Here is a 23632-nt window from a genome sequence, read left to right as displayed (position 1 = left end):
GGTCCCCCTAACCCGATTGGATAGCCCTCTCCAGAGACGGCCCCACACCGGGCTTTCACGGGAAACCCCGGCGCGGAGCTTTCACGTGAAAGCTCCGGCTCAGACGAGGTCGATGCGGTGCTGCGTCACCGGGTAGCCCGCCTTCGCGAAGGCTTTGGCCATCGGGACGTTCCCGACGTCGGTGCCCGCGACGATCTTTTCCGCGCCGTACCCGACGAGGTCGTGCGTGGCCTCGACGAGCAGGTCGTACGCGTAGCCGTGCCCCCGGTGCTCGGGCACCACGGCGACGTACCCGATCACCGGGTCGTAGGCGTTGCGGCTCGGCAGCGTGAGCCCGACGAGGTCACCCTCCGGCGTGTACGCCAGCCGCCACCATTCCCGCGGCGCGGGCATCCACCGCATGATGTCGAGGTCCTCGCGCGCGGCCGCGTCGAGCCCGTGCTCTTCGACCGTCTTGCGCACGTGCGCGTCGAGGCTGCCGACGTGCACCCGCCGGAAGACGGCCAAGAGCACGTCGTCGTCCGGCTCGGGCCGGAAGACGAGCCGGCCGGGCCGTTCCGGCAGGCCGCTTTCCGGTGTCCAGCAGAAGCGGTGGCGCTCGACGAGCTTGCGGTAGCCCGCCTTCTCGGCCGCTTCGACGCGGATGGTGACCTCGTGCGCGACCTCCGGGTCGTCCCGCCAGCCCGGCGGCGTGGTCACGGAGTACTCCGCACGCAGCGGCGCCCTCTTCAGCAGCTCGACGCCCGCGTCGAAGTCGGTGAAGTCGAACCAGTCGAGCGCGATCGGCTCCTCGTCCTTCGGAGTCCCCCACCACGCGGCCCGCGCCACGACGACGTCGGCGCGCAGCGCGACCCAGATCCACCCGGGCCGGTACTCGCCCTTGGCCGCCATCTCGGTGAAGTCGTCGCCCAGCAGCTTGCGGCCGACGAGACCGCGGTCCGGCAGGGAGGTGAACAGGGATTCTTCGCCCGCTTCGAGCGGGCGCACGACCAGATCGGTCATGACAGTCCTTCCAGGAGTACGCGCTCCCGGTCAGGTACCCGGCACCCTCGTCGCGAGGTGGGAGCGCGTGATCGGTTGCGTGATCATCGGACCCACCTCCTTCCGCTGGTCTGGGGTGCCCGCGTGAAGTTACGAGCCGCCGCGCCGTGCGTCAACGGATTTTCTGGAGCACCACCCGGGTGCGCAACCGCGGCTGCGCGTAGGAGTGCGAAGCCTCCAGGACGTACTCGCCCGCGATGTGCCGCCAGCCGTCCTGCCAGACCGAAACCGACCTCGGCGCGATCGCGATGTCGGTCTCGACGGCCTCGCCGGGCCCGGCTTCGACGCTCGCGAAGCCGGCGAGCCACCGGTGCGGCCGGTCACCGCGCTCGGTCGGGGCCAGGTAGAGCTGGACGACTTCGCGGCCCCTGCGCTTGCCGGAGTTGCGTACGCGGACTCGGACACGCGTTCCGCCTTCGTCGTCCGGATAGACGTCGAGCTCTTCGTAGACCCAGGTCGTGTAGCCCTGGCCGTGGCCGAACCAGTAGGCGGGTTGCCGGTCGGTGCGTCCCCACGCGCTGTACCCGATGTAGACGCCTTCTTCGTACGGCAGCACGCCTTCTTCCGGTGTCACGTTCGTGACGGGCGCGTCTTCGAGGACCGCCGGCCAGGTCGTCGGCAGGCGGCCGCCGGGTTCTTCGAGACCGAAGAGGACGTCGGCGAGCGCGTCACCGCCGGCCTGGCCGGGAAACCAGGTGAGCAGCACCGCGGCGACGTCGTCCCGCCACGGCATCTCGACCGGGGAACCCGCGTTCACGACGACGACGGTGTTGGGGTTGGCTTCGGCGACCCGCGTGACCAGTTCGTCCTGCCGTCCCGGCAGGGCCAGGGAAGTCCGGTCGAAGCCCTCGCTCTCGACCTCCGCCGTGGTGCCGACGACGACCACCGCGACGTCCGACTTCCCTGCCGCGGCAACGGCTTCGTCGAGCGCGGCGTCCGGGTCGAGCACCGGGCCGCGGTGCCCGAGCGCGAAGGTGACCCAGGCGAAGGTGCCCCTCGCGAACTCCGCCATCTCCGACGGGATCCAGTAGGTCAGGCTGACGTCCACGAGCTCGTCGGCGGTCAGCTCGATCTCCCGGCGCTGCTCGTTGACCTGCATGATCGACGTGAAGACGTCGCCGCCTTCCGGCAGGTTCACGCCGTCGAAGAGGGTCTGGCCGGCGACGGTGAGGCGGAGGTCGCCGGGGCCGGTGATGGCGAAGGTGTGCGTGCCGCTTCGCTCCGGCAGGTAGGTGCCGGCGATCTCGACCGACGCGAGGCTGCCCATGTCGAGGCCGGCGGGGAGTTCCCCGATCCACGTGATCTTGGCTTCCCTGAGCGGAAATTCAGCCAATCGGGTGCCGTCCGCGGCCTTCGCCGTCGCCCGGAGCCGGAAATTGTCGGTGGCCGGCGGTAGCGTCGTTCGCGGATCGGCACCGATGGCGAAAGTGAGGTCGGTGCCCGGCGGAACGGCCTTGCGGAGACCGTCAAGAGGGGAGACGACGTGGTCGGGGAACACGGTGGCGCTGCCACCACCGAGGATCTTCGGGTCCGCGGCGAGCGCGCCGATGAGCGCGATGCTCCGCGGCTCGCGCAGCGGAAGCACGCCGGTTTCGTTGCTGAGCAGCACGAACGACCGGCGCGCGACCTCGCGCGCGACAGCTTCACCGTCCACATCGGACTTCTCCGGCCCGGGGGTGTCGCCGAGCGCGCCGGTCCGGTGGGCCAGCAGGAGCACCCGCCGGACCATGTCGTCGAGCACCTCTTCGTCGACTTCGCCACCGCGCACGGCTTCGGCGAGCCGTTCGCCGAACACCGTGCGCGGGCCGGGCATGGCGACGTCGAGGCCGCCGTTGGCGGAGGCGACGGTGTCGCGCGCGGCCAGCCAGTCGGAGACGACGAAGCCGTCGAAACCCCATTCGTCGCGCAGCACGCCGTTGAGCAGCTCGGCGTGCTGGGTCATCGTGGTGCCGTTGACGCTGTTGTAGGCGGCCATGATCCCCCACGGCTTCGCCCGCCGGACGATGAGCTCGAACGGCGCGAGGTAGAGCTCGCGCAGCGCGCGTTCGCCGACGTGGACGTCGGCGGTGAAGCGCTCGGTCTCGAAGTCGTTGGCCACGAAGTGCTTGACCGTGACGGCGACCCCGCCGTCCTGCACGCCGGTGACGTACCCGGCGCCGATCATCCCGGTGAGGAGGGGATCTTCCGAGTAGCACTCGAAGTGCCGGCCGCCGAGCGGCGAGCGCTGGAGGTTGACCGTCGGCGCGAGCAGCACGTGCACGCCCTTGCGGCGGGCCTCCTGCGCGAGCAACCGGCCGGCGCGCACGGCCAGGCGCGGGTCCCAGCTCGCGGCGAGCGCCGTCGGGCTGGGCAGCGTCACCGAGGGGTCGTCCGGGCTCCACCGCACCCCGCGGACGCCGATCGGGCCGTCGGAGAGCACCAGCGACCCGAGCCCGATCTCCGGGCGGGCGGGGAGCGACCAGACGTCCTGGCCGGCGAGCAGGCTCGCCTTGGCGTCCAGGTCGAGCTCGGCCAGCAGCGCGTCGACGTCGAAGCTCATGAGCGCCTACTCTACCTGGCGGCGAGTAGCGAACGTTATGGTTCCGTGACGACGTGTCCCGTAGGCTCGGGATCATGACCCGGGCCAGGGGCGCCGACCGCCGAGCGAGCATCGTCCGCGCGGCGTTCGAGGTGATCGCCGAGCGCGGCTACCGCGGCACGTCGCTGGCCGCCGTCGCCGACCGGGTCGGGCTGACCCAGCAGGGCCTGATGCACTACTTCCCGACGAAGGAAGACCTGCTCACGGCGGTGCTGGAGACCCGGGACGAGTGGGACCTGCTGCACTTCGGCCACGCACCGGCGGGCGACCCGTCTTCGATGACGGTGAACCAGCTGGCCGAGCTGGTCGACTACAACGCGACGCGGCCGGGCATCGTGCAGACGTACACGGTGCTGGCGGCGGACAGCGTCACGGACGACCATCCGGCGCGGGAGTACTTCCACGACCGTTACGTGCGCGTCCGGGCGGGCATGACCGAGATGCTCGAACGCCATCGCGACGAGCTGCCCCCGGGCACCACGCCGGAGCAGCTGGCGCCGATCGCGGTCGCCGTCCTCGACGGGCTGCAGCTGCAGTGGCTCCTCGACCCGGCGGCGGTCGACATGCCCGCCGGGTTCCGCACGTTCCTCACGGCGCTGGGGATCAAGCCGGACTGACGTCAGCCCATGCCCACGCTCTGCCGCTCGACCGCGATCAGCGCCACGACCCGCTCCTGCTCCCGCGGGTAGGGCGTCCCGATGTACTTCGTCGCGATCCGGTCGACGATCGCCCAGCCGGCGTCGCCGTCGACCCACCGTTCCACGCGGCCGCGGATGACGACCGGCTCGAACGGGTTGTCCGCCGGAGTGAGGGAGAGCGCCACGCGCGGGTCGCGCCGCAGGTTGCGAGCCTTGCGCGAGTCCGGGCCGGTCATGATCGCGATGTATTCGCCTTCCGGGTCCACCCAGAGCGGGATCGAGTGCGGGGCGCCGTCGGGCAGCACGGTGGCGAGGTGCGCAACGACGGTGGTCGAAAGGATGCGGCGGACTTCGTTGTCGAGCATGGTGGTTCTCCTTCAGGCGATGGCGTAGTGGAGGTGGGTGACCCCGGGAGCGGGAACTGCTTCGACGAGCCGCAACCGTACGTGCGACGGCAGCTCCCGGAAGAACGACCGGCCGCCGCCGAGCAGCACCGGCACCTGGTGCAGGACAACCTCGTCGACGAGCCCGGCCTCGAGCGCCGACGTCAGCACGCCGCCGCCCATGAGGCCGACGTCCTTGCCGCCGGCGATCTCGCGGGCCTTCTCGATCGCGTCCTCGATGGAGGTGGCCAGGGTCTGCCGCGCGGTCAGCTCCGGCACCGGCCGGCGGCTGAGCACCACGACCGGCGCGGCCGGATGCGGGCTCCCGCCACCGAAGTGCTCGGAGTCCTCATAGGTGGTGCGCCCGGCGACGATCGCCCCGACCCGCTCGGCCAGCTCGTCGAAGACGCGGGCACTGGGCTCACTGAGCTTGAAGAAGTCGAAAGCACGGCTGGGCGTGTCACCGCCGCTGTACCAGTCGAAGAGCGAGCCACCGTCGCCGAGCCCGCGCCCGGGGCCGGCCCCACGCCCGGTGATGTACCCGTCCACCGACACCGCGTGGGCGCTGAAGACCTTGCTCATCGCCGCGATCCTTTCGAAGTTCCTTGAGGAGACTCCAAGACCGTAGCAGTGTCAGTTCCCTAAGGGAACCCCAAGTGGTAATCTGGGTCCATGCAGCGCACGAACTTCAGCGAGCTGGCGGCGTGCTCGATAGCGCGCACCCTCGACGTCATCGGAGAACCCTGGTCCCCCCTGATCCTGCGGGACGTGTGGGTGGGGCTGAGCCGCTTCGAGCAGCTCCAGGCCGACCTGGGCATCTCACGCAAGGTCCTGACCGAGCGCCTGAACCACCTGGTCGACCGGGGAGTCCTCAGCCGCCACCCGTACGACAACCGCCCCCGTTACGAGTACGTCCTGACGGAAAAGGGCCTGGACCTGGTGGACATGCTGATGGCGATGACCCACTGGGGCGACAAGTGGCTGGCGGGCGAGGCAGGCCCCCCGGTGGTGTACCGCCACCACGACTGCGGCGAGATCACCCAAGCCGGCCTGACCTGCACAAACTGCGGCAAGCCCATGCACGCAAGGGACGTGGACGTCCTCCCCGGACCTGGTGCCGAGGTGTAGCCCTCACGGCTGCCCCGTGGACAAGACCTCCCGCAGCCTCCGCAACGTGCGCAACGTCGTCTCCAAATCCCCCTGCGACACCTCCGCAGCCACCCCCTCCGCCCAAGCCTCCTGTGCCACACCCAGCTCCCCCAAAGCCTCCCGAGCCTGCCGCGTCAACGACAACAACGGCGCCCGCCCATCCGCCGGGTTCGGCAAGCGATCCAGCATTCCGTTGCGCAGCAAGCGGTTCACCGTCTCCTGCACACTCTGCCGCCGCAACCCTCGCCGCCGGGCCACCTCGGCCGCCGTCGCCGGGCCGTCCTTCAGGAAACCGAGCACCTGCCACTGCGCCGCCGTCAGCCCCACCGGCTCCGTCAGCGCGTCACCCGCTGCCAGGAAGCCGCCGTTGCACGCGAAGACCGCGTCGATCACTCGGGTGAACGTTTCGGCTCGGTGCGACCACATGCGTGCTAGTCTCGCATATCGACAGGTACCTGTCGAAATGGAGACGACCATGGACATGCCCACCCTCGGACCCGCGCACGACGCCCTGAAGGCCTTCGCCGGCGACTGGACCGGCACCGAAGAGCTCGCCGCCTCGGCGTGGGCGCCGGCTTCGACCGCGAGCGCCGACTGTGAATACCGGTTGGCGCTCAACGGCTTCGCCCTGGTCCAGCACTACCGCCAGCGCCGCGAAGACGGCACGGAGTTCCTGGGCCACAACATTTTCACCGCCGACCCGCGAACCGGCGAGACCCTCTGGTACGGCTTCGACAGCTACGGCTTCCCGCCCGAGTCACCCGCTCGCGGCGACTGGGACGGCGGCACGCTGGTCCTGACCAAGAACACCGCCCGCGGGGTCGCCCGGCACCGCCTCACGCCGGACGGCGACACCCTCACCCACGAAATCGATGTCAAGATGGGCGAAGACGGCGAATTCAGCCCATTCCTGCGCGCCCGGTACACCCGGAAAAACGGGTAGGAGGAAACAGGCGACGCCCCTCCCCCCTTACTTGAGGACGTCGCCCGTTTCCGGTCTCTGCCACCACATCCGCGAACCTGCCGCCTCGGGCGGTCTCACGGTGGGCGAATTAAACAACAATTATTAGTTATTCGGTCTTGCTCGCTTTTGCGCTATGCAGCGAGTGTGTCCCGGATATCGCCGGAGGCCCAGAGAAAACGATTACTTTCACCCGAACGGCCTAGTCTCATCGGCTGACCACCGGGACAGCGCGACACCGGCCACGCCCGGAACTGTCGGACCCCCGGAGTACAGATGAACCGTGCCCGAACCCGCCCAGGACCCACCCCCGCTGATCGGGGTCGAAAACGTGAAGATGCCCGAGTGGGCGCGCGTCGACGAACGTGTGGCCGCCGCGGGCTTCGGCCAGGCCGTGCGCGCGCTGCCCACCGCGATCAAGGTCGTGCTGCGGCTCGCGTGGCGGACATCGCGACGGCTGACGCTGCTGGCCGGCTTCGTGCACGTCATCTCCGGGTGCGTCACGGCGTTCGGGCTGCTCGCGACGGCGAACGTCTTCACCGCGCTGCTCGAACAGGGCCCGACACCGGAGCGGGTGCTGCAGTCGCTGCCCGCGATCGCGGTGGTCACCGGCTCGTACGCGGCGCGCGCGTTGCTCGACGCCGCCGTCGCCGCGGTCGAGGGCGCGCTGCGGCCGCGGGTCACCGCAGCGGCGGACGACGCCGTGACGGCCGCGGTGGTGCGCGTCGGGCTGATCGCGTTCGAGGACGCGGACTTCCGGGAGCTCGCCCGCCAGGGCGCGCGGTTCGGCGTGCGGTCCATCGAGACGAGCCTGCGCCGGGTCGCCGACTTGACGTCGTCGGCGATCTCGCTCGCGGCGGCGATGCTCACCGCCGGGTTGCTGAACCCGTGGCTGGCGCCGGTGCTGCTGCTCGCCGCGGCCGCCGACGGCTTCGCGGCCGCGCGCATCGCGAAACTGAACTACCGCCACTTCATCGACACGGTCGGGCGCAACATCCGCAAGTCCGTCGTGGAGGAGGTCGCGACCTGGCGGTCGATGGCCCTCGAACGCCACGCTCTGACGCTGCAGGAACCGCTGCTCGGCGAGTACCGGCGCATCTCGCGCAGCCTCGCGCGGGAGGAGGTCCGGCTGGCGCACCGCAGCAACCTGGTGCGGACGACCGGGCGGGCGGCGGCCGGCTTCGGCACCGCCGTCGCGTACCTCGTGCTCGGCTGGCTGCTCTACACCGGCGCGATGGAGCTGGCGCTGGCCGGCACGGCGGTGCTGGCGATGCGCACGGCGTCGACGGCGCTGTCCAACACCATGCGCGCGGTCAACTCGCTGTACGAGGACTCGTTCTACATCGGGTTCTACAACCAGCTGCTGGCGGAGTCGGTGAAGCGGCAGCCGCCGCCGACGGCGCTGACCGCGCCCGCGGACCCGGGTGAGATCCGGCTGACGGACATCACGTTCACCTACCCGGGCCAGCAGAAACCGGCGTTGCGGGACATTTCGCTGACGATCCGGCGCGGTGAGGTGGTCGCGCTCGTCGGGGAGAACGGCTCGGGCAAGACCACCCTCGGCAAGCTGCTGACCGGGCTCTACCCACCGGACGCGGGCACGGTGCACTGGGACGACGTCGACCTCGCGCGGGCCGACCCGGCGTCGGTGCACACGAACATCGCGGTGATCGCGCAGGAGCCCGCGGAGTGGCCGATGACGGCGGCGAACAACGTCACGGTGGGCCGCCTCGGCCGCGCGGACCCGGACGGCCGCGCGTGGCGCGAAGCGGTGGACAGCTCGGGCGCGGCCGAGGTGATCGAATCGTTGCCCGCCAAGGAGAACACGGTGCTGTCGAAGAAGTTCGACGAGGGCCAGGACCTTTCCGGCGGCCAGTGGCAGCGCATGGGCATCGCCCGCGGCATCTACCGCGACGCATCGGTCCTGGTGGCCGACGAGCCGACGGCCGCGCTCGACGCCCGCGCGGAGGCCCGGGTGTTCGCGGGCCTCCAGCACGCGAGCACCTCGGCCCGCGGCCGCCGCACGACGGTCCTGGTGACCCACCGGCTGGCCAACATCCGTTCGGCCGACCGGATCCTGGTACTGGACAAGGGAAGGCTGATCGAGGAGGGCACCCACGAGGAGCTGATCAGGGCGCGCGGGACGTACCACGAGCTGTACGAGATCCAGGCCCGCGCGTACCGGAAGGGCACGGAGGTCCCGGCGCCCCGAGCGGCCCGAAGCCAGGCGGATCGGTCACCGTAGGCGCGAGGAGACGGGCTTTCCCGCGCCGGGGCAGGTAGCCGAGCGCACGCCGGCGGGCGGCCGGACCGGCCTGCGCACAGCGGCCACGGCGATCGGGCAAACACCCATGCCCAGCCGAACCCGGGCGACCACCCAACCTCGCGCGCAGCCGAGGCTCGGCGGCAAGCCGCCCAAGCACTCGGCGAGCGCGGCTCCGAACTCGCAGCCCGACCCACCACGCGTGCACAGCCGAGGCTCGGCGGCAAGCCGCCCAAGCACCCGGCGAGCGCGGCTCTGAACTCGCAGCCCGAGCCACACCGCCCGCACGGCCGAGGCCCGGCGGCCAGCCGCCCAAGCACCCGACGATCGCAGCCCGACCACCCCACCCCGCGCGCGCAGCCGCGCCCCGGCGGCCACCGGGCTCGGCGGCCGGCCCACACCCAGGCAGCGGTTCCACCCCCACCACCCCTCGGGGCAGACTGGCCTGCCGAGCTCCGAGGAGGGTCCGATGCGCCAGCTCACCGCGCTTGACGTGCAGTTCCTCAACGCCGAGTCGACCACCACCACCGGGCATGTCGGGGGCCTCTCGATCCTCGATCCCTCGACCGCGCCCGGTCGGACGCTCAGCCTCGATGACCTGCGGAACCTCATCGGCGGCCGGTTGCACCTCGCCAAACCGCTGCGGTGGCGGCTGCTGCCCGTGCCGCTCGGGCTCGACCATCCCTACTGGATCGACGATCCCGAGTTCGACCTCGAGTACCACGTCCGCGAGATCGCGCTGCCCGCGCCCGGCGACGAACGGCAGCTCGCGGAGCAGATCTCGCGGCTCACCGCGCGCCCCCTCGATCGGCGGCGGCCGCTGTGGGAGGCCTACCTCATCCACGGGCTGCAAAACGGCAGCAAAGCCGTCTACACGAAGGTCCACCACAGCGCCATCGACGGTGTCTCCGGGGCCGAGCTCATCGGCGTGCTCATGGACACCACCGCCGAGCCGCCTCCGGTGAAACCGCCGAAAACGCCGCAAAAGGAGTCCGTGCCCACCGAGCTGACCCTGGCCTTCAACGGGGTGAAACGACTCGCGCTGCACCCCGTCAAAGCCGCCCTGCAGGTGCCGAAGCTGCTCCAGCACCTCGACGACGTCCCGGGCCTCAGCCGCTATCCCGGGGTCGGGCTGCTCTCCAAAGCCGGCAGCGTCCTCAACCGCGTCACCCGTCAGGGCTCCGGACGCCACGAGGCCGACCGGCCGCGGCTCGTCGCGCCGGACAGGCCCGATCAGCCCGCACCGCCGGTTCGCGTACGGCTCCTTGCCGCTCGACGAGGTCAAGCAGGTCAAGAAAGCCTTCGGCGTCACCGTCAACGACGTGGTGATGGCGTTGTGCGCCACCGTCATGCGCCGCTGGCTCGTCGACCACGACGCCCTGCCCGAGCAGCCGCTCGTGACGCTCGTGCCGCTGTCCGTCCGGACCCCCGAACAGGCGAAGGACGCCGGCAACCAGGTGTCGGTGATGCTTGCGCCACTGCCGACGCACCTTGCCGATCCCGCCGCGCGGCTGGCCGAGGTCACCAGCGCCATGATCGCCGCGAAACAGCGTTACCAGCCGCTGCCGGCGTCGTGGCTGGTCGACTTCAGCGGGATGCTGCCGGCCGCGCTCGGCGGGCTCGCCGCCCGCGCGACCATGCGGTTCCTCGGCGCCACCGCGCCGGTCGTGAACCTCGTCGTCTCGAACGTGCCCGGCTCCCAGCGCCCGCTCTACCTCGCCGGGGCGCGGCTGCTCGCGAACTACCCCGTCTCCGCGATCACCGACGCGAGTGGCGGCCTGAACATCACCGTGATGTCCTACGACGGCAAGCTGGACTTCGGGCTCGTCGCCTGCCGCGAGCTGATCCCGGACGTCTGGGACCTGATCGACCACCTGCACGACGCCCTGGCCGAGCTCACCAAGCTGGCCGCCGAGCACACCCGGGAGGCCTGATGGCGGAGCGCGTCACGGAGGTCGGCGGTGTCGAGCTGTGCCACGAGACGTTCGGTGACGCGGGCGGGCGGCCGTTGCTGCTCGTGATGGGTCTCGGCGCGCCGATGATCTGGTGGGACGAGGAGTTCTGCGAAACCCTTGCCGCACAAGGGTTCTACGTCGTCCGCTTCGACAACCGCGACTCCGGGCGGTCGAGCCGGATGCGCGGGCGGGCCAGCCTGCCGCAGGCCTACGTGCTGCACCGCGCGCCGTACTCGCTCGCCGACATGGCCGGGGACGCCGCCGGCCTGCTGGCCGCGCTGGGCATCCCCGCCGCGCACGTCGCCGGGGCGTCGATGGGCGGGATGATCGCGCAGACCCTCGCCATCCGGCACCCCGAGCGGGTGCTGTCGCTGACGTCGATCATGTCCAGCACCGGCGGCCGCCTGGTCGGCAGGCCGAGCCCCAAGGCGATGTCGATGCTGCTCAGCACGCCGCCGCGCAGCCGCGCGGACTACGTCGACATGCTCGTGCGCACCTTCCGGCTGATCGGCTCGCCGGGTTACCCGTTCGACGAAGAACGCATGCGACGCCGCGCCGAGCGGACCTTCGACCGCGGGGTGCACCCGGGCGGCACCCTCCGCCAGCTCGCGGCGATCATGGCCGAGCGCGACCGCGGGCCGCGGCTGCGCAAGGTGCGGGTGCCGGCGCTGGTGGTGCACGGCGCGCGCGACCCGCTGGTGCACGTCTCGGGCGGGCGCGCCACGGCCCGCGCGATCCCGGGCTCGGACCTCGACGTCGTCCCCGGCATGGGCCACGACTTCCCGCGCGCCGTCTGGCCGCGGGTGGTCAAGGGCATCACCCGGATCGCCGACCGCGCCGAGGTCACCCCGAAAGCGTGACCGAGCCCAGGTGCGAGAAGTGGGCGGCGACCCGCGAGCCGCGCCGCAGCGGGACCGCGTCGGTCATGCCACCGGTCAGGACCAGCCAGCCCGGCTCCAAAGCCAGGCCCCGCGCACCCAGGGCGTTCGCCGCCAAGGCCAGCGCTTCCGCCGGGTGGCCTTGGACGGCCGCGCCGGTCGCCGTGTCGACGATCTGGCCGTCGACCTCCAGCAGCGCCGCCTCCAGCGAAAGATCGAGGGAAGCAGGCGGCAGGCCCACCGGGCCCACGCTGAAGTACGCCGACGAGCCGTTGTCCGCGACGGCGTCCGGGAGCGTGAAGCGGTAGTCCGTGTACCGGCTGTCGATGATCTCGATGCCACCGTAGACGCGGTCGACGGCGGCCAGCGCCGTCGCCGCCGTGACGCCCGGGCCCGCCAGCCGCGAGCCCAGCACGAAAACCAGCTCCGGCTCGGCGCGCGGGTGGATCAACGAAGGCACCGGGACGCCCGCCGGCAGCACCATCGCGTCGGTGAGCCAGGCCAGCAACGGCGAGTCGATGCCCATCCGTTCCTGCTTCGCCCGGGACGTCAGCCCCAGCTTGAGCCCGACCAGCGTCTCGCCGCGGGCCCGCCGCAGCCGCAGGGCCTCGTCCTGGATCGCGTACGCCGTGTCGACGTCGAGCCCGGGCCAGTCCTCCGAAAGCGGGGCCCGCTCCGAAACCGTCCCCAGCAGCTCGGCGGCTGCCTCTCGCACGTTCACGATTCCTCCGAAGCGGGCGCGAAGACCGCGGTGACACTGCCGAGCCCGGCGATCGTGGCGACCACCGTGTCCCCGGGGGACACCGGGATCGCGCGGGTCATCGACCCCGGCAGCACCACGTGCCCGGGTTCCAGCGTGACGCCGAGCGGGCCGACCGTGTTGGCCAGCCACACCAGCGAGTTCAACGGCGAGCCGAGCACCGCGCCACCCGCACCCGTCGCGGCCACCGAACCGTTCTGGTGCAGCACGCAGCCGGCGAGCCGCAGGTCCGCGTCGCCCAGTGCCGTCGGGCGGCTGCCCAGCACCACCCCGCCGGACGACGCGTTGTCCGCGATCGTGTCGAACAGCGAGATCTTCCAGTCCCGGATCCGGGAGTCGACGATCTCCAGTGACGGCAGCACGAAGTCGACGGCCCGCACCGCGTCGGCGACCGTGACGCCGGGGCCGCGCAGCGCCGAGCCGAGCACGAACGCGATCTCCGGCTCGATCCGCGGCTGCAGGAACGCCGAGGTCGGGATCGGCTGGTGCTCGAGGTGGAACATGGTGCCGGTGAGGTGCCCGTAGTCGGGCTGGTCGACGCCCATCTGCCGCTGCATCGCGGCGGACGCGAGGCCCACCTTGTGCCCGCGGACGGCGTCGCCCGCTTCGGTCCAGTGCCGCACCTGCTCCTGCTGGATCCGGTAGGCGTCCTCGACGGTCGCCTCCGGGAAGGTCTTGATCAGCGGTTCGATCGGTTCCCGCGTCGCGTAGGCCCGCGCCAGGATCGCGGCGGCCTCCTGCACCCTGCTGACTTCCACACCCGGACTCTGCCCGCGCGCGGGCGCACGCACAAGCCCGCTTGTTCCGTTCAGCGGAACTCTCGCCAGGCAATCTCTTGCGCGCGAGAGAATTACGGCGTAGCGTTCCCGGTACCACCAGGAGAGGACGTGAGGGACATGGCACCGACCCAGGCCGAGGTCACCAAGCTCGCCGAGATCCGCGACGAGCTGCGCGAGCGCCACCTGCGCCCGGCCGCGGAACGCCCGGAGACGAACGGGCGCGGCATCCACCACACCGCGCTGATCTCCAGCGACGTCGAGCGGACCATCGAGTTCTACCAGGACATCCTCGGCTTCCCGCTCACCGAGCTGATCGAGAACCGCGACTACCCCGGCTCCAGCCACTTCTTCTTCGACGTCGGCAACGGCAACGCCGTCGCGTTCTTCGACCTGCCCGGCCTCGACCTCGGCCCGTACGCGGAAGTCCTCGGTGGACTGCACCACCTGGCCCTGTCCGTCACGCCCGAACGGTGGAGCGTGATCAAGGACAAGCTCGACGAAGCCGGCGCGCAGTACCTGCTGGAGAGCGAGACCTCCCTCTACCTGTCCGATCCGGACGGTGCCCGCGTCGAGCTGATCTCCGACCCGCTGGGCGAGATGTACGGCGAGAAGATCGGCTGAAAGCGTGGTCGGAGACGTCGTGCGCCGTTTAGCCTGTGCGCGACGTCTGGAGGTCCGATGCCCGACTGGTCGCTCTCCCGCGCGAAAGCGCGGCTCGATCACCGCGAGCTGCTCGACGAACTGACCGCGCGCACCCGGTTCGAGGTGCGGCTGCACCTGAACGAGCCGGCGACGAACGGCAGTTACGACGAGCTGACGAGCATCTTCGCGATCGGCCACGGCGAGTGCGCCGCGCTGCTGGCGCACCGCCGGCTGCTGCCGTTGTGGGAGCGGCTGCTGCTCGCGCGGTACGCCCGGCGCCTGCACGGCAAGGCGATCACGCGCAGTGTCGGCGTGGTTCCGGCGGAGGTCGCGCCGCAGGCCGCGCGGGCCTTCGGCGCCGAGATCGCCGAGCTGGCACCCGGCTCCGGGGACACCGGCGCGAAGTACGACCTGCAGGGCCGCGGCCTGCTGACGGTCTTCCGCATCGCCGTCGGGGCCCAGGGCGAGATCTGGCCGGACCGCCACGAGGTGACCACGACGTCCGCGCGCAACATCCTGACCTGCGCCGGGACGTTCGCCCGTCGCAAGCCGTGGCACGTCCTGTGGCCGGTCTACCGCGTGCGTGGCCTGCGGCTCTGGAAGCTTTGACACCGCCGGAGCGTTCCCCCTGCATGAAGGCAGAGGAAATCCTCGAAGGCGCGAAGACCATCGCCGTCGTCGGGCTGAGCCGGGACCCGGCGAAGGCCGCGCACGGTGTGCCGGCGGTGCTGCAGGCCCACGGCTTCCGCATCATCCCGGTGCACCCGTCCGCGACCGAGCTGCTCGGTGAGAAGGTCTACCGGTCGCTGAAGGACATCCCGGAGCCGGTCGACCTCGTCGACGTCTTCCGGCCGTCCCCCGAAGCCGCCGGTATCGCGCGGGAGGCCCTCGAGATCGGTGCGAAGGCGCTGTGGCTGCAGCAGGGCATCGTCTCCGCCGAAGCGCGCCGCATCGCCGAGGAAGGCGGGCTCGAGTACGTCGAGAACCGCTGCACCGCCGTGGTGCGCGCGACGGCCGCGATCTCGAAGAACTAGCCGGACGCTCCGAAGTGGACGATGCGGTGGCGGTCCGGGTCGGCGACCCAGACCCCGCCCGCGCCGTCGTCGGCGGCGTCCCGCGGTGAGCTGATGCCCTCGGTCGCGTCCGGAAGCGCCGCGCCCGTGCGGATGTCGAAGCGGGCGACGCGCCCGAGGTCCTCGACCAGCAGCCGGCCGGCCGGGTCGATCGTGACCCCGCTCGGCCGGTCGAAGGTCCCGAATTCCCGCACGAACCTGCCCTGCCACGAGTACTGCACCACGCGGCGGTTGCCGGTGTCGGCGACGTAGACGTTGCCCGCCGCGTCGACCGCGACGGCTTCGGGCGCCTTGAGCCGCCCGGCCAGCACGCGCACGAGCGCGCCGTCGCCGGTGAACGCCTGCACGCGGTTGTTGCCGGTGTCGGCCACCCACACCCGTCCACGCGCGTCGACGGCGATGCCGCGCGGCGCCCTGAACTGGCCCGGCCCCGAGCCGGGCCCGCCGAACGCGCGCTCGCGCGTAGCGGCTTCGCTGGTGGTCACGTCGCCAGGATCGCCGATCACGGGCCGCGACGACCAGTCCCGAAAAGAGTGTTCAACCGCTGTTCCGCCCGCGCTCACCAGCTCCAGCGGGAGCACGTCCGCCGCGCCAGGAAGCTGTACGCGGGCAGCGGTCCGAGCCAGTCCGCCTCGACCCCGCCATCGGCGAGACCGGCGACGGCGTCCCGGACGACGAGCAGGTCTCCCATCCCGACGAGGAACGCCCACCGCTCGTCCGCCGACTCGCCCGCCGGCAGCGACACCGAGTCGCGGGCGCGTTCGGCGACCGCCGAGAGCAGCACGTCGGAGCGCGCCGCCCGCCACGCCGACCCGGGTTCGGTGAACCGCAGGCAGACGTGCACCTCGGCCAGGCCGTCGAGCCGCTCGAGATCGGCGCGGTACTCGTCGGCGGCGGGCGCGAGCACGTCGGTGCGGACGGCGTCCTCGTCGTCGGCCACCGTGCCGAACCGGACCGGCAGCACCGGGCCGCCTTCGACGAGCGCGGACACCACGGCCAGGTGCACGGCCGGGTCCGGCTCGGGTTCGCCGACGACCATCGCGAGGTCTTCCCAGCACACCGTCCGCGGCGCGCGCGGGTGCCCGGCCCGCACGACGCCGTAGAGCTGCAGCGTCACGGCCGGTCGACCGGGACGGCCGGTTCCACCGGCACGGCCACCGCGGGTGTCGGCGGCGGAGGCGGGATCAGCCCGGTCGTCTGCCCGAGCCCCTGCGAGATCTGCCCGGGCACGGTGGTGTTCTGCAGGCGCTGCATCGCTTCGAGGTACCGGATGTAGGTGTCGACGCTGGCGATCACGATCCGCGCTTCGATCGCGAGCAGCTCGATCCCGATCACCGACACGCGCACCGACGCGTCGATCACGAGTCCCTTGTCCAGCAGGATGTCGAGGGTGTCGGCGAGGCCGCCGCTGCGATAACCGGGGCTTCGCCCCGGGCCGGGGGCTCCGCCACCCGGACCCCCTGAAGCAGTGTGCTGTCCGGGTCTGGTCACCTAGAGCCTTTCGTCGAGGGCGGCGCGGATCTCCGCGAACCGGATCTCCAGCGCGATCAGGGCCTGCCCGAGGTCTTCGACCTGGGCCGGGGTGAGCGTGTCCATGCGGCGCAGCGCCTGGCGTTCGAGCACTTCGCGGAGGATGTCGAGCACGGTGACCACGAGGTGGCCGAGCCCGCGGCCCGCGTCGGCGGGAATGCGGAGGGGTTCGGTCATTCCGCGATCCCGATCAGCAGCAACCGCAGGTCGAGCCGGACGAGGTTGATGCCGGCGAGCGAGATCACCACGTCCCCGGTCACGACGGCGCCGCGGTGCACCACCCGGTCGAGCAGGTCGGCGACGGCTTCGGCGGGATTGGTCCCCGTGATCGCCACGTGGTCAGCCATCGGCCACGCCCAGCTCGACGTCGGTGAACGAGTACGGCGGCCACGGCCCGGACGTCTCGACCACCGCGCCCGCGGTGCGCAGCTCGCGGGCGAACCACTCGAACTCGGCGTGGAACGCGGCTTCCCGCCCGGTTTCGACGAGGTAGGCGGTGTTGACCAGCACGCCGTGCGGGCGGGCCCGCCCGATGCTGTCGGCGGCGTGCCGGCGCAGCGCGCCCTCGAGCCGCCCGGCGGCGCCGGCGATGTCCGCACGGGCGCGGTCGACCGCCTTCAGCCGTTCGCGGCGCCGGACGAGGTACTGCGTGCCGGTCAGGCCCGCGGCGTCCGGCCGGGTGGTCGTCGCCGGCTCGGTGTGCCGCACGCGCACCCCCCACTCGCGGTGGCCCTCGACCTCGTCGAGGCAGTCGCGGGCCTGGTCGTAGGCGACCTCCAGGAGCCGTTTCACCGAAGCCTCGCCATCGAGGACCGTGCCGAACCGCAGGGGCAGCACGGGTTCGTGCCGGAACACCGCGCGCACCACGGCGTCGTGCTCGCGGGCCAGCTCGGCCAGCGTGCCGTCGACCGGGTCGAGCGTGTCGATCCGGTCGAAGCGCGCGGGCGCGGCCTCGGAGACGACCACGCCGAGGTCGCGGTAGCCGACGAGCCGCGACGCGGGCTCGATGTCCAAAGTGGCCGGTCGGTTACGGGTGATCGCGTAGGCGAACAGCCAGTCGTTCACCGCTGCTCTCCCGTCACGCGCGGCGCGGGCAGCCGGGCCTCGAGGTCGGCGACGCGCGACGCCAGTTCTTCACGCTGGGCGTTCGGCGAGAAGAACGGGTCGTTCGTCCACCAGTCCATCCCCATTTCCCGGGCGGTCTGCGCGGACGCGATGAACAACCGGATCCGCAGGGTCAGCAATTCGACGTCGACGACACTGACCCCGATGTCACCGGCTATCACCACACCCTTGTCGAGCACTCGTTCCAGAATGTCCGCCAATGAATCGGACGAAGCGGCCAATCGGTCGACCTTCCTTTCAGGAATCGGTGGCACCCCGGGTGAACCGCCGCAGCCGCGGGCCGGCTCGACGACGTCGACGAGCACGGACCAGCCGCCGTCGGCGCGGGTCCGGACGCCGGTCACGGCGTGCGGGGTCAGTCCGGTCACGACACCGAACAGGACCCTCGCTTCGCGAATGGCGTCGGCCGCGCGAAGCCGGGAAACGGATTTCTCGGGGGGCTCTTGAACATTGTCACTGGGGGCGGGGAACGGTGGTGGCGATTCGGTCATCGCTTTCCTCGTCGCGGGTGGGTGCCCACCGTAGCAACGGCCACAACCATCCGCAGGTGTGCTGCGGGACGCTATTTTTCACCGGTTCGCGGGAACAGATGGGCTCTCCGCGGCAACCCGCCGCGGCAAACGGCGGAACCCGGAACACCCGGGCGCACCAATTTCCCGATTTCCCGCGCGAAGTTACGATCGAGTAACGTCCACGAGCCGGTACCCGACGCCCCGGACCGTCTCGATGGTGCGGGTGCCGAACGGGACGTCGATCTTGCGGCGCAGGTACCCGACGTACACCTCGACGACGTTCTCGTCACCGTCGTAGTGCGCGTCCCAGACGTGGGCGAGGATCTCGTTCTTCGTCAGCGCGGTGCCCGCCCGGCGCAGCAGGAACTCCAGCAGCCCGAACTCCCGCGCGGTCAGCTCGATCCGTTTCTGTCCTCTGTAGACGGTCCGGGCCGAGGGGTCGAGCCGCAGGTCGCCCGCCTCCAGCACGGCGGGGCGGGCCGGTGCGCCGCGGCGCAGCAGCGCCCGCAGCCGGGCGATGAGGACCACGAAGGAGAACGGCTTGGACAGGTAGTCGTCGGCGCCGAGGTCGAACGCGTCGGCCTCGTCGTACTCGCCGTCCTTCGCGGTGAGCATCAGCACCGGCGTCCAGTTCTCCGCCGCCCGCAGGCGTTTGAGGACCTCGTAACCGGACAGCTCGGGCAGCATGATGTCGAGCACCACGACGTCGTGCTCGTGCCCGAGGGCGCGGCGGAGCCCGTCGGCGCCCGTGTGCGCGACGTCGACGGTGAAGCCCTCGGCGACGAGCCCGCGTCGCAGCGTCTCCGCGAACTCGCGCTCGTCCTCCACGATCAGCAGCCGCACTACTCCTCCTTCGCCAGTTCGAAGACCGGCAGCTCCAGCACGAACCGCGCGCCCGGCCCGTCCGACGCGGCGTAGCGCGCCCGGCCGCCGTGCCGCGCCGCGATGCCCGCGACGATCGGCAGGCCGAGCCCGGTGCCGCCGTGCCCGCGCTGGCGCGACGCGTCGAGCCGGACGAACCGCTCGAAGATCCGGTCGCGGTCGGCCTCGCCGACGCCGGGGCCGTCGTCGCTCACCTCGACGACGGCGAGCTCACCGCGCACCGAGCTGGTGACGCTGATCCGCGAACGCGCGTGGCCGCGCGCGTTGTCGACGAGGTTCCGCACCGCCCGCCGCAGCTGGGCCTCGCTGCCGCGGACCTTCGCCGGCCCGGCCCGGACCTCGACCGCCAGCGTGCATTCGCCGCGGACCCGCTCGGCCTCGGCGCGGACAATGTCGTCGAGGTCGACCTCGGTGCGCGCCGGCCGGTCGGTCGTGTCGTCGGTGCGGGCCAGCATCAGCAGGTCGTCGACGAGCTCCCGCAGCCGCGCGGTCTCCCGGCCGATCACCGGCACCAGGTCGCCGGTGCTTTCCGGGTGCCGGCCGGAGACGTCGAGCGCGGTGCTGATCGTCGAGAGCGGCGACCGGAGCTCGTGGCTGGCGTCGGCGACGAACCGGCGTTGCGCCGCCTGGGCCGACGCGAGCCGCCCGAGCATCCCGTTGAGCGTCACGGCGAGGCGGTGCACCTCGTCCCCGCCCGGCGGCAGCGGGACACGCGCCGCGAGGTCGTGCGTCGAGATCTCCGCGACGGTCCGGCGCATCCGCTCCACCGGCCGCAGCGCCGAGCCGACCGCGCGGTACACCGCGAACCCGGCGATGGCCAGCAGCGGGACGGCGATCAGGCCGAGCAGCAGGGTCAGCCGGGTCGACGCCTCGGTGACCGGCTCCAGCGAGCGCGCGGAGATGACGGTGAACGGCCCGCCCGGCCCGTTCACCTCCTGGGACACCACGCGGTAGTCGTCCCCGTCGCCGTTGAGGCCGAGCGGGAGCGTCTCGACGGTCTCGTGCCCGACGGTCGGCTGCGCGGTGGTCAGCGGCGGGTGCCCGACGATGGCCGGGTCGCTCGCGATCGGCACCCGGCGCGCGTTCAGGACCTGGGTGACGGCCTCGGTGTCGCCGGTGCTGGCGACGTCGCTCGCGCTGAGATCCCGCGCACCCTCCCGGACGAGCTGGATGGCGACCTGCCGCCCGGTGCCGCGGGCACTCTCGGTGACGCTGCGGTCCAGCGACTCCTCCAGCAGCAGCACCACGACCACCCCGGCGGCGGCGATGGCCAGTGCGAGCGCGAGCACGGCCACCGCGGTGGTGCGCATCCGGACACCGGTCGCGGCGATCACCCTGCCGAGGTTCATCAACGCAGCGTAACCGCGGGTGAGGCCGGCGCGCGGAGCCGGCACGGTCACGTCCATTTTGCCGCCGTCACCGGCGCCGGCGGGTCGCGGTGAGCCGTTCGACGCGCAGGCGGTCGACCTCGGGCAGCTCGAGCGGCGGCAGCGGTTGCCCGGCCGCCCAGGTCAGCAGCAGGTCCGCCAGCGCGGGGTTGCGGGCGAGCGTCGGGCCGTGCAGGTACGTGCCGACGACCTGGCCGGTCACCGCGCCCTCGGTGCCGTCGCCGTTGCCGGTGCCGCGCACGACGTGGCCGAGCGGTTCGCTGCCGGCGCCGAGCTTGCTGGCGCCGAGGTGGTTCTCGAACCCGGTGAGCGGGGCGCCGCCGAGGAGGTCCGACGACGTCGCGACCAGCTCGGAGACCGCCCGCCGCTCGCCGGGCTCGGTGGTGACGTCGAGCAGGCCGAGGCCGTCGTGGTCGACCCCGTCGAGCCCGCGGAAGCGGGTGCCGAGCACCTGCAGGCCGGCGCAGACGCCGAACACGACGGCCCCGCTCGTCATCGCCCGCCGGTGCTTCCGCAGGTGCGCCGCGGCCAGGGCCTGCGCGCCGTCTTCACCGCCGCCGAGCAGGTAGAGGTCCAGGGTCGACGGCACCGGCTCGCCGAGCCCGACCGGCACGACCTCGGCGTCGAACCCGCGCCAGCGCAACCGCCGGTAGAGGACCTGCGCGTTGCCGGAGTCGCCGTAGGTGCCGAGCACCTCGGGGAGCAGGAGTCCGATGTGGACGATCGAGTCACGCATCCGGCAGCCGGCCCACCAGGTCGCGGAACGCGGTGTAGTTGGCGACTAGCTCGACGCCGCCGGGCGGCAGCGCGTCGATCGCGGCGACCGGGTCCGGCTCGGCCCAGTGCGCGACCTCGGCGTAGCAGAGCCGCACGGCGAGGTCGGCGCCGCGCTCGCCGGTGACGACGACCTGGCGGCCGCGCAGCCGTTCGAAGTGCACGTCCCAGAGCCAGGACAGGTCGCGGCCGTCGGCCTCCTGGGCGTTGACCGCGACGACGACCGGGGTGTCCTCGTCCAGCACGCGCAGTGTCTCGGCCCAGCCGGCCGGGTTCTTGGCCAGCATCAGCCGCACGGAGTGCCGCGACCGGCGGATCGTCCGGTAGCGCCCGCCGATGTCGGTGATGGTCCGCAGCCGGGCGGCGGCGGTGTGCGGCGGCACGCCGAGCCGGTGCGCGGCGGCGAGCGCGAACGCGGCGTTCGCCCGGTTCGCGTCGCCGGGCAGCCGCAGGTCCAGGTCGACCTCACGGCCGCCGGGCGTGCCGACGAGGTCGCCGTCCAGGGTCCAGGCAGGCTCGGGCCGGGCGAGGCCGCAGGCGCAGCTCCAGTGCTCCTTCTCGTGTTCGATCGGGCCGTCGCAGCGCGGGCAGGCGGTCGAGTCGCCGGTCCACCGCCGGCCGGTCCCGACCCACACCAGCTTCGCCGCCACGCTCGCCGCGGAGGTGACGAGAACGTCGTCAGCATTGGCGACAATCGTGGTTTCGGGATGTTCGGCGATCGCGGCGCGCAGTTCGCGCTCGGTCGAGCGGACCTCGCCGACGCGGTCGAGCTGGTCGCGGCTGAGGTTGAGCAGCACGAGCATCGCGGGTTTCAGCTGGCCGGCGACCCAGCGCAGGTAGGTCTCGTCGACTTCGAGGACGGCATACGGCGCGTCGGGGCGCGCGGCCAGGGCGGCGAGGACGCCGTCGGGCATGTTGGCGCCGTCGCTGTTGGCGGCGACCTCGGCCAGGGCTTCGAGGGCGCAGGTGATCATCAGGGCCGTGGTGGTCTTGCCGTTGGTGCCGGTGACGAGCACCACGGCGCGCTCCCGGCCGAGGCGGCGGAGGGCCTTCGGGTCGAGCGCGAGCGTTACCCGGCCACCGATGACGCCGCCCCGGCCGAGGCCGGCGCTGCGCGAGAGCCAGGCGGAGAGGCGCCCGGCGGCCACGGACGCGCGGGTACGGAGAGGGCTTCGGACGGTCACGCCCCGAAGGTGCCTGCCGGGCGCTGTGATTTTGCTGAGTGCGCGGCCGCCGGACGGTCCGAAAAGGACATGAATGGTGACCGCAAACAATTCACGTTCACGAATGTGACATTCATGGATCTGAACGCCCACCCGTGTCGAAGCTGTCGAACGAGCCTCGTCACGGGCGCACAACCGCCATAGGTAGGGAACTTAACGATCGGAGGTTGTACCAATTAGCGTCCGCAAGTAACCGCATTCTTCTGAAGCGTTTCAAGATCTTCCGCAGATACATCGGAGGTGTTACCGTCCAAGCCCACCCAGCGGAAAGCCTTGCCGCTGAGCGGGAAACCCGAACGTCCAACGGAGGGCAACGTGGGACCGGAGCGCGGGCTGGAACAGAGCGGCACTCTCGAACGCGGGCTCGCGGTGCTCGAGCACGTGGGTCGGCACCAGGAGATTTCCACCAATGCGATCGCGCGGCAACTGGGGCTTTCCCGCAGCGCCGCCTACCGCATCGTCGGCACGCTGAAGAACCTCGAATACCTCGAAGCCGACCAGGTCACCGGCCGCGTGCGGCTGGGGACGCGGCTGGTCGAGCTCGGCGCCCGCGCGATGGCAGCGACCGACCTGCACCGCTGCGCCCCGCGGTACCTCGCCTCGCTCGCCGAACGCTCCGGCGAGACGACCTACCTGGCCGTGCCGGACAACGACACCATGGTCTACGTCGCCACCGAACGCAGTGCCAGCGCCGTGACGCTCGCCTGCCGCCTCGGCACCCGGCGGCCGCAGCACGCGACGTCGCTCGGGAAGGCGTGGCTCGCCGCGCTGCCGGAGATCGACCGCGCCGAGCGCGTCCGCCGGATGAAGCTGGACTCGCTGACCCTCAAGACGATCGTCGACCCGCACCGGCTGCTCGACGAGCTCGCGAAGACGAGCCGACGCGGCTGGGCGGTCGACGAGGTCGAGAACGAGCCGGACGTCGGGTGCGTCGCCGCCGCCGTCCGCGACCACTCGGGCCGGCCGATCGCCGCCATCAGCATCGCCGGGCCGGCCCCGCGGGTGCTGCGCCGGCTCGACGAGCTGGGCGCCTCCGTGGCCGGGACCGCCGCCGCCCTGTCCCTGCGCCTCGGTTACGTGCGGGGCCGGCCGGCCTGA

The 23632-nt window shown here is 71.9% G+C and carries 28 protein-coding genes and 1 pseudogene; 11 read left to right on the top strand and 18 right to left on the bottom strand.

What is annotated here, in order from left to right; all coding sequences use genetic code 11:
* Positions 1–99 precede the first annotated feature (99 nt).
* Both ACZ63E_RS04745 and ACZ63E_RS04740 read right to left on the bottom strand, forming a co-directional pair.
* Positions 100–1002 carry a GNAT family N-acetyltransferase gene (locus tag ACZ63E_RS04745; protein WP_465334286.1) on the bottom strand — a complete coding sequence of 301 codons (903 nt, stop codon included), beginning with the start codon at positions 1000–1002 and terminating at the stop codon, positions 100–102.
* Between the two features lie 151 nt (positions 1003–1153).
* Positions 1154–3580, bottom strand: coding sequence for a beta-glucosidase (locus tag ACZ63E_RS04740; RefSeq protein WP_465334284.1), 2427 nt, complete (start codon positions 3578–3580; stop codon positions 1154–1156).
* A 74-nt stretch (positions 3581–3654) separates the two neighbouring features.
* Here ACZ63E_RS04740 and ACZ63E_RS04735 point away from each other — a divergent pair, with 74 nt between their 5' ends.
* Positions 3655–4236, top strand: a complete 582-nt coding sequence (locus tag ACZ63E_RS04735; protein ID WP_465334283.1) for a TetR/AcrR family transcriptional regulator — start codon at positions 3655–3657, stop codon at positions 4234–4236.
* A 2-nt stretch (positions 4237–4238) separates the two neighbouring features.
* On the opposite strand, the gene ACZ63E_RS04730 is transcribed toward ACZ63E_RS04735, so the two are convergent.
* On the bottom strand, positions 4239–4622 hold the full coding sequence (locus ACZ63E_RS04730; protein WP_465301641.1) for a PPOX class F420-dependent oxidoreductase: 384 nt from the start codon (positions 4620–4622) through the stop codon (positions 4239–4241).
* Between the two features lie 12 nt (positions 4623–4634).
* Positions 4635–5222 carry a dihydrofolate reductase family protein gene (locus tag ACZ63E_RS04725; RefSeq protein WP_465334282.1) on the bottom strand — a complete coding sequence of 196 codons (588 nt, stop codon included), beginning with the start codon at positions 5220–5222 and terminating at the stop codon, positions 4635–4637.
* Between the two features lie 90 nt (positions 5223–5312).
* Here ACZ63E_RS04725 and ACZ63E_RS04720 point away from each other — a divergent pair, with 90 nt between their 5' ends.
* Positions 5313–5768: a winged helix-turn-helix transcriptional regulator gene (locus ACZ63E_RS04720; protein WP_465334280.1), complete on the top strand. Its 456-nt coding sequence runs from the start codon at positions 5313–5315 to the stop codon at positions 5766–5768.
* Positions 5769–5771: 3 nt separating this feature from the next.
* On the opposite strand, the gene ACZ63E_RS04715 is transcribed toward ACZ63E_RS04720, so the two are convergent.
* Complete coding sequence (locus ACZ63E_RS04715) at positions 5772–6215, bottom strand: MarR family winged helix-turn-helix transcriptional regulator (protein WP_465334279.1); 444 nt, start codon at positions 6213–6215, stop codon at positions 5772–5774.
* A 49-nt stretch (positions 6216–6264) separates the two neighbouring features.
* On the opposite strand from ACZ63E_RS04715, the gene ACZ63E_RS04710 reads away from it, so the two are divergent.
* The 5 genes and pseudogenes from ACZ63E_RS04710 to ACZ63E_RS04690 all read left to right on the top strand — a co-directional run bounded on the left by ACZ63E_RS04710 (position 6265) and on the right by ACZ63E_RS04690 (position 11828).
* Positions 6265–6732, top strand: a complete 468-nt coding sequence (locus tag ACZ63E_RS04710) for a DUF1579 family protein (RefSeq protein WP_465334278.1) — start codon at positions 6265–6267, stop codon at positions 6730–6732.
* A 355-nt stretch (positions 6733–7087) separates the two neighbouring features.
* Positions 7088–8995, top strand: a complete 1908-nt coding sequence (locus tag ACZ63E_RS04705; protein ID WP_465334375.1) for an ABC transporter ATP-binding protein — start codon at positions 7088–7090, stop codon at positions 8993–8995.
* A 487-nt stretch (positions 8996–9482) separates the two neighbouring features.
* Positions 9483–10001, top strand: a pseudogene (locus tag ACZ63E_RS04700) (wax ester/triacylglycerol synthase domain-containing protein); the annotation flags it as partial.
* Positions 10002–10131: 130 nt separating this feature from the next.
* Positions 10132–10947, top strand: coding sequence for a WS/DGAT domain-containing protein (locus tag ACZ63E_RS04695; protein WP_465334373.1), 816 nt, complete (start codon positions 10132–10134; stop codon positions 10945–10947).
* Entirely contained in the window at positions 10947–11828 is an 882-nt protein-coding gene (locus ACZ63E_RS04690) for an alpha/beta fold hydrolase (RefSeq protein ID WP_465334372.1), read from the top strand. The genes ACZ63E_RS04695 and ACZ63E_RS04690 overlap by 1 nt, the downstream gene beginning before the upstream one ends.
* On the opposite strand, the gene ACZ63E_RS04685 is transcribed toward ACZ63E_RS04690, so the two are convergent.
* On the bottom strand, positions 11812–12567 hold the full coding sequence (locus ACZ63E_RS04685; RefSeq protein ID WP_465334277.1) for a 2-keto-4-pentenoate hydratase: 756 nt from the start codon (positions 12565–12567) through the stop codon (positions 11812–11814). The two genes, ACZ63E_RS04690 and ACZ63E_RS04685, sit on opposite strands and share 17 nt — an antisense overlap.
* Positions 12564–13364, bottom strand: coding sequence for a 2-keto-4-pentenoate hydratase (locus tag ACZ63E_RS04680; RefSeq protein WP_465334276.1), 801 nt, complete (start codon positions 13362–13364; stop codon positions 12564–12566). The genes ACZ63E_RS04685 and ACZ63E_RS04680 overlap by 4 nt, the downstream gene beginning before the upstream one ends.
* Positions 13365–13502: 138 nt before the next feature.
* On the opposite strand from ACZ63E_RS04680, the gene ACZ63E_RS04675 reads away from it, so the two are divergent.
* Genes ACZ63E_RS04675 through ACZ63E_RS04665 form a run of 3 tightly spaced genes read left to right on the top strand, consistent with a single transcriptional unit; the run spans position 13503 to position 15061 of the window.
* Complete coding sequence (locus tag ACZ63E_RS04675) at positions 13503–14006, top strand: VOC family protein (protein ID WP_465334274.1); 504 nt, start codon at positions 13503–13505, stop codon at positions 14004–14006.
* 57 nt (positions 14007–14063) lie between these two features.
* Positions 14064–14636, top strand: a complete 573-nt coding sequence (locus ACZ63E_RS04670; RefSeq protein WP_465334272.1) for a hypothetical protein — start codon at positions 14064–14066, stop codon at positions 14634–14636.
* 23 nt (positions 14637–14659) lie between these two features.
* The gene (locus ACZ63E_RS04665; RefSeq protein WP_465334271.1) at positions 14660–15061 is read left to right on the top strand and encodes a CoA-binding protein; all 402 of its coding nucleotides are present in this window, start codon (positions 14660–14662) and stop codon (positions 15059–15061) included.
* Here the strand turns inward: ACZ63E_RS04665 and ACZ63E_RS04660 are convergent.
* From ACZ63E_RS04660 to ACZ63E_RS04610, 11 genes are all read right to left on the bottom strand, one after another.
* A complete protein-coding gene (locus tag ACZ63E_RS04660) occupies positions 15058–15585 on the bottom strand; it encodes an NHL repeat-containing protein (RefSeq protein WP_465334269.1) in 528 nt (175 codons plus the stop codon). The genes ACZ63E_RS04665 and ACZ63E_RS04660 overlap by 4 nt on opposite strands.
* Before the next feature lie 74 nt (positions 15586–15659).
* On the bottom strand, positions 15660–16217 hold the full coding sequence (locus ACZ63E_RS04655; protein ID WP_465334267.1) for a GvpL/GvpF family gas vesicle protein: 558 nt from the start codon (positions 16215–16217) through the stop codon (positions 15660–15662).
* Positions 16214–16591, bottom strand: a complete 378-nt coding sequence (gvpJ, locus tag ACZ63E_RS04650) for a gas vesicle protein GvpJ (RefSeq protein WP_465334265.1) — start codon at positions 16589–16591, stop codon at positions 16214–16216. Before gvpJ (ACZ63E_RS04650) ends, ACZ63E_RS04655 begins: the two co-directional genes overlap by 4 nt.
* A complete protein-coding gene (gene gvpK, locus ACZ63E_RS04645; RefSeq protein ID WP_465334264.1) occupies positions 16592–16807 on the bottom strand; it encodes a gas vesicle protein GvpK in 216 nt (71 codons plus the stop codon).
* Positions 16804–16977, bottom strand: coding sequence for a gas vesicle protein GvpJ (gene gvpJ, locus ACZ63E_RS04640; RefSeq protein ID WP_465334263.1), 174 nt, complete (start codon positions 16975–16977; stop codon positions 16804–16806). Before gvpJ (ACZ63E_RS04640) ends, gvpK begins: the two co-directional genes overlap by 4 nt.
* Positions 16970–17695 (bottom strand): GvpL/GvpF family gas vesicle protein, encoded by a 726-nt coding sequence (locus tag ACZ63E_RS04635; RefSeq protein WP_465334261.1) that lies wholly within the window; start codon positions 17693–17695, stop codon positions 16970–16972. Before ACZ63E_RS04635 ends, gvpJ (ACZ63E_RS04640) begins: the two co-directional genes overlap by 8 nt.
* Positions 17692–18123: a gas vesicle protein gene (locus ACZ63E_RS04630; protein ID WP_465334260.1), complete on the bottom strand. Its 432-nt coding sequence runs from the start codon at positions 18121–18123 to the stop codon at positions 17692–17694. The genes ACZ63E_RS04635 and ACZ63E_RS04630 overlap by 4 nt, the downstream gene beginning before the upstream one ends.
* 306 nt (positions 18124–18429) lie before the next feature.
* Positions 18430–19110 (bottom strand): response regulator transcription factor, encoded by a 681-nt coding sequence (locus ACZ63E_RS04625; RefSeq protein WP_465334258.1) that lies wholly within the window; start codon positions 19108–19110, stop codon positions 18430–18432.
* Positions 19110–20498 (bottom strand): sensor histidine kinase, encoded by a 1389-nt coding sequence (locus ACZ63E_RS04620; RefSeq protein WP_465334257.1) that lies wholly within the window; start codon positions 20496–20498, stop codon positions 19110–19112. Before ACZ63E_RS04620 ends, ACZ63E_RS04625 begins: the two co-directional genes overlap by 1 nt.
* A 67-nt stretch (positions 20499–20565) precedes the next feature.
* Complete coding sequence (locus ACZ63E_RS04615) at positions 20566–21273, bottom strand: type 1 glutamine amidotransferase (protein ID WP_465334256.1); 708 nt, start codon at positions 21271–21273, stop codon at positions 20566–20568.
* Positions 21266–22459, bottom strand: coding sequence for a MurT ligase domain-containing protein (locus ACZ63E_RS04610; protein WP_465334255.1), 1194 nt, complete (start codon positions 22457–22459; stop codon positions 21266–21268). Before ACZ63E_RS04610 ends, ACZ63E_RS04615 begins: the two co-directional genes overlap by 8 nt.
* A 390-nt stretch (positions 22460–22849) precedes the next feature.
* Here ACZ63E_RS04610 and ACZ63E_RS04605 point away from each other — a divergent pair, with 390 nt between their 5' ends.
* Positions 22850–23632 carry an IclR family transcriptional regulator gene (locus ACZ63E_RS04605; RefSeq protein ID WP_465334254.1) on the top strand — a complete coding sequence of 261 codons (783 nt, stop codon included), beginning with the start codon at positions 22850–22852 and terminating at the stop codon, positions 23630–23632.

This window comes from Amycolatopsis sp. NPDC104819 (assembly GCF_055583145.1).
This window is presented reverse-complemented; position numbering and strand designations above follow the sequence as displayed.

Bases quoted from the DNA above. Each gene is read 5' to 3' on its own strand.
- ACZ63E_RS04745 (WP_465334286.1), bottom strand. From the start codon at position 1,002: ATGACCGATCTGGTCGTGCGCCCGCTCGAAGCGGGCGAAGAATCCCTG.
- ACZ63E_RS04740 (WP_465334284.1), bottom strand. From the start codon at position 3,580: ATGAGCTTCGACGTCGACGCGCTGCTGGCCGAGCTCGACCTGGACGCC.
- ACZ63E_RS04735 (WP_465334283.1), top strand. From the start codon at position 3,655: ATGACCCGGGCCAGGGGCGCCGACCGCCGAGCGAGCATCGTCCGCGCG.
- ACZ63E_RS04730 (WP_465301641.1), bottom strand. From the start codon at position 4,622: ATGCTCGACAACGAAGTCCGCCGCATCCTTTCGACCACCGTCGTTGCG.
- ACZ63E_RS04725 (WP_465334282.1), bottom strand. From the start codon at position 5,222: ATGAGCAAGGTCTTCAGCGCCCACGCGGTGTCGGTGGACGGGTACATC.
- ACZ63E_RS04720 (WP_465334280.1), top strand. From the start codon at position 5,313: ATGCAGCGCACGAACTTCAGCGAGCTGGCGGCGTGCTCGATAGCGCGC.
- ACZ63E_RS04715 (WP_465334279.1), bottom strand. From the start codon at position 6,215: ATGTGGTCGCACCGAGCCGAAACGTTCACCCGAGTGATCGACGCGGTC.
- ACZ63E_RS04710 (WP_465334278.1), top strand. From the start codon at position 6,265: ATGGACATGCCCACCCTCGGACCCGCGCACGACGCCCTGAAGGCCTTC.
- ACZ63E_RS04705 (WP_465334375.1), top strand. From the start codon at position 7,088: ATGCCCGAGTGGGCGCGCGTCGACGAACGTGTGGCCGCCGCGGGCTTC.
- ACZ63E_RS04690 (WP_465334372.1), top strand. From the start codon at position 10,947: ATGGCGGAGCGCGTCACGGAGGTCGGCGGTGTCGAGCTGTGCCACGAG.
- ACZ63E_RS04675 (WP_465334274.1), top strand. From the start codon at position 13,503: ATGGCACCGACCCAGGCCGAGGTCACCAAGCTCGCCGAGATCCGCGAC.
- ACZ63E_RS04670 (WP_465334272.1), top strand. From the start codon at position 14,064: ATGCCCGACTGGTCGCTCTCCCGCGCGAAAGCGCGGCTCGATCACCGC.
- ACZ63E_RS04665 (WP_465334271.1), top strand. From the start codon at position 14,660: ATGAAGGCAGAGGAAATCCTCGAAGGCGCGAAGACCATCGCCGTCGTC.
- gvpK (WP_465334264.1), bottom strand. From the start codon at position 16,807: ATGACCGAACCCCTCCGCATTCCCGCCGACGCGGGCCGCGGGCTCGGC.
- gvpJ (WP_465334263.1), bottom strand. From the start codon at position 16,977: ATGGCTGACCACGTGGCGATCACGGGGACCAATCCCGCCGAAGCCGTC.
- ACZ63E_RS04620 (WP_465334257.1), bottom strand. From the start codon at position 20,498: ATGAACCTCGGCAGGGTGATCGCCGCGACCGGTGTCCGGATGCGCACC.
- ACZ63E_RS04615 (WP_465334256.1), bottom strand. From the start codon at position 21,273: ATGCGTGACTCGATCGTCCACATCGGACTCCTGCTCCCCGAGGTGCTC.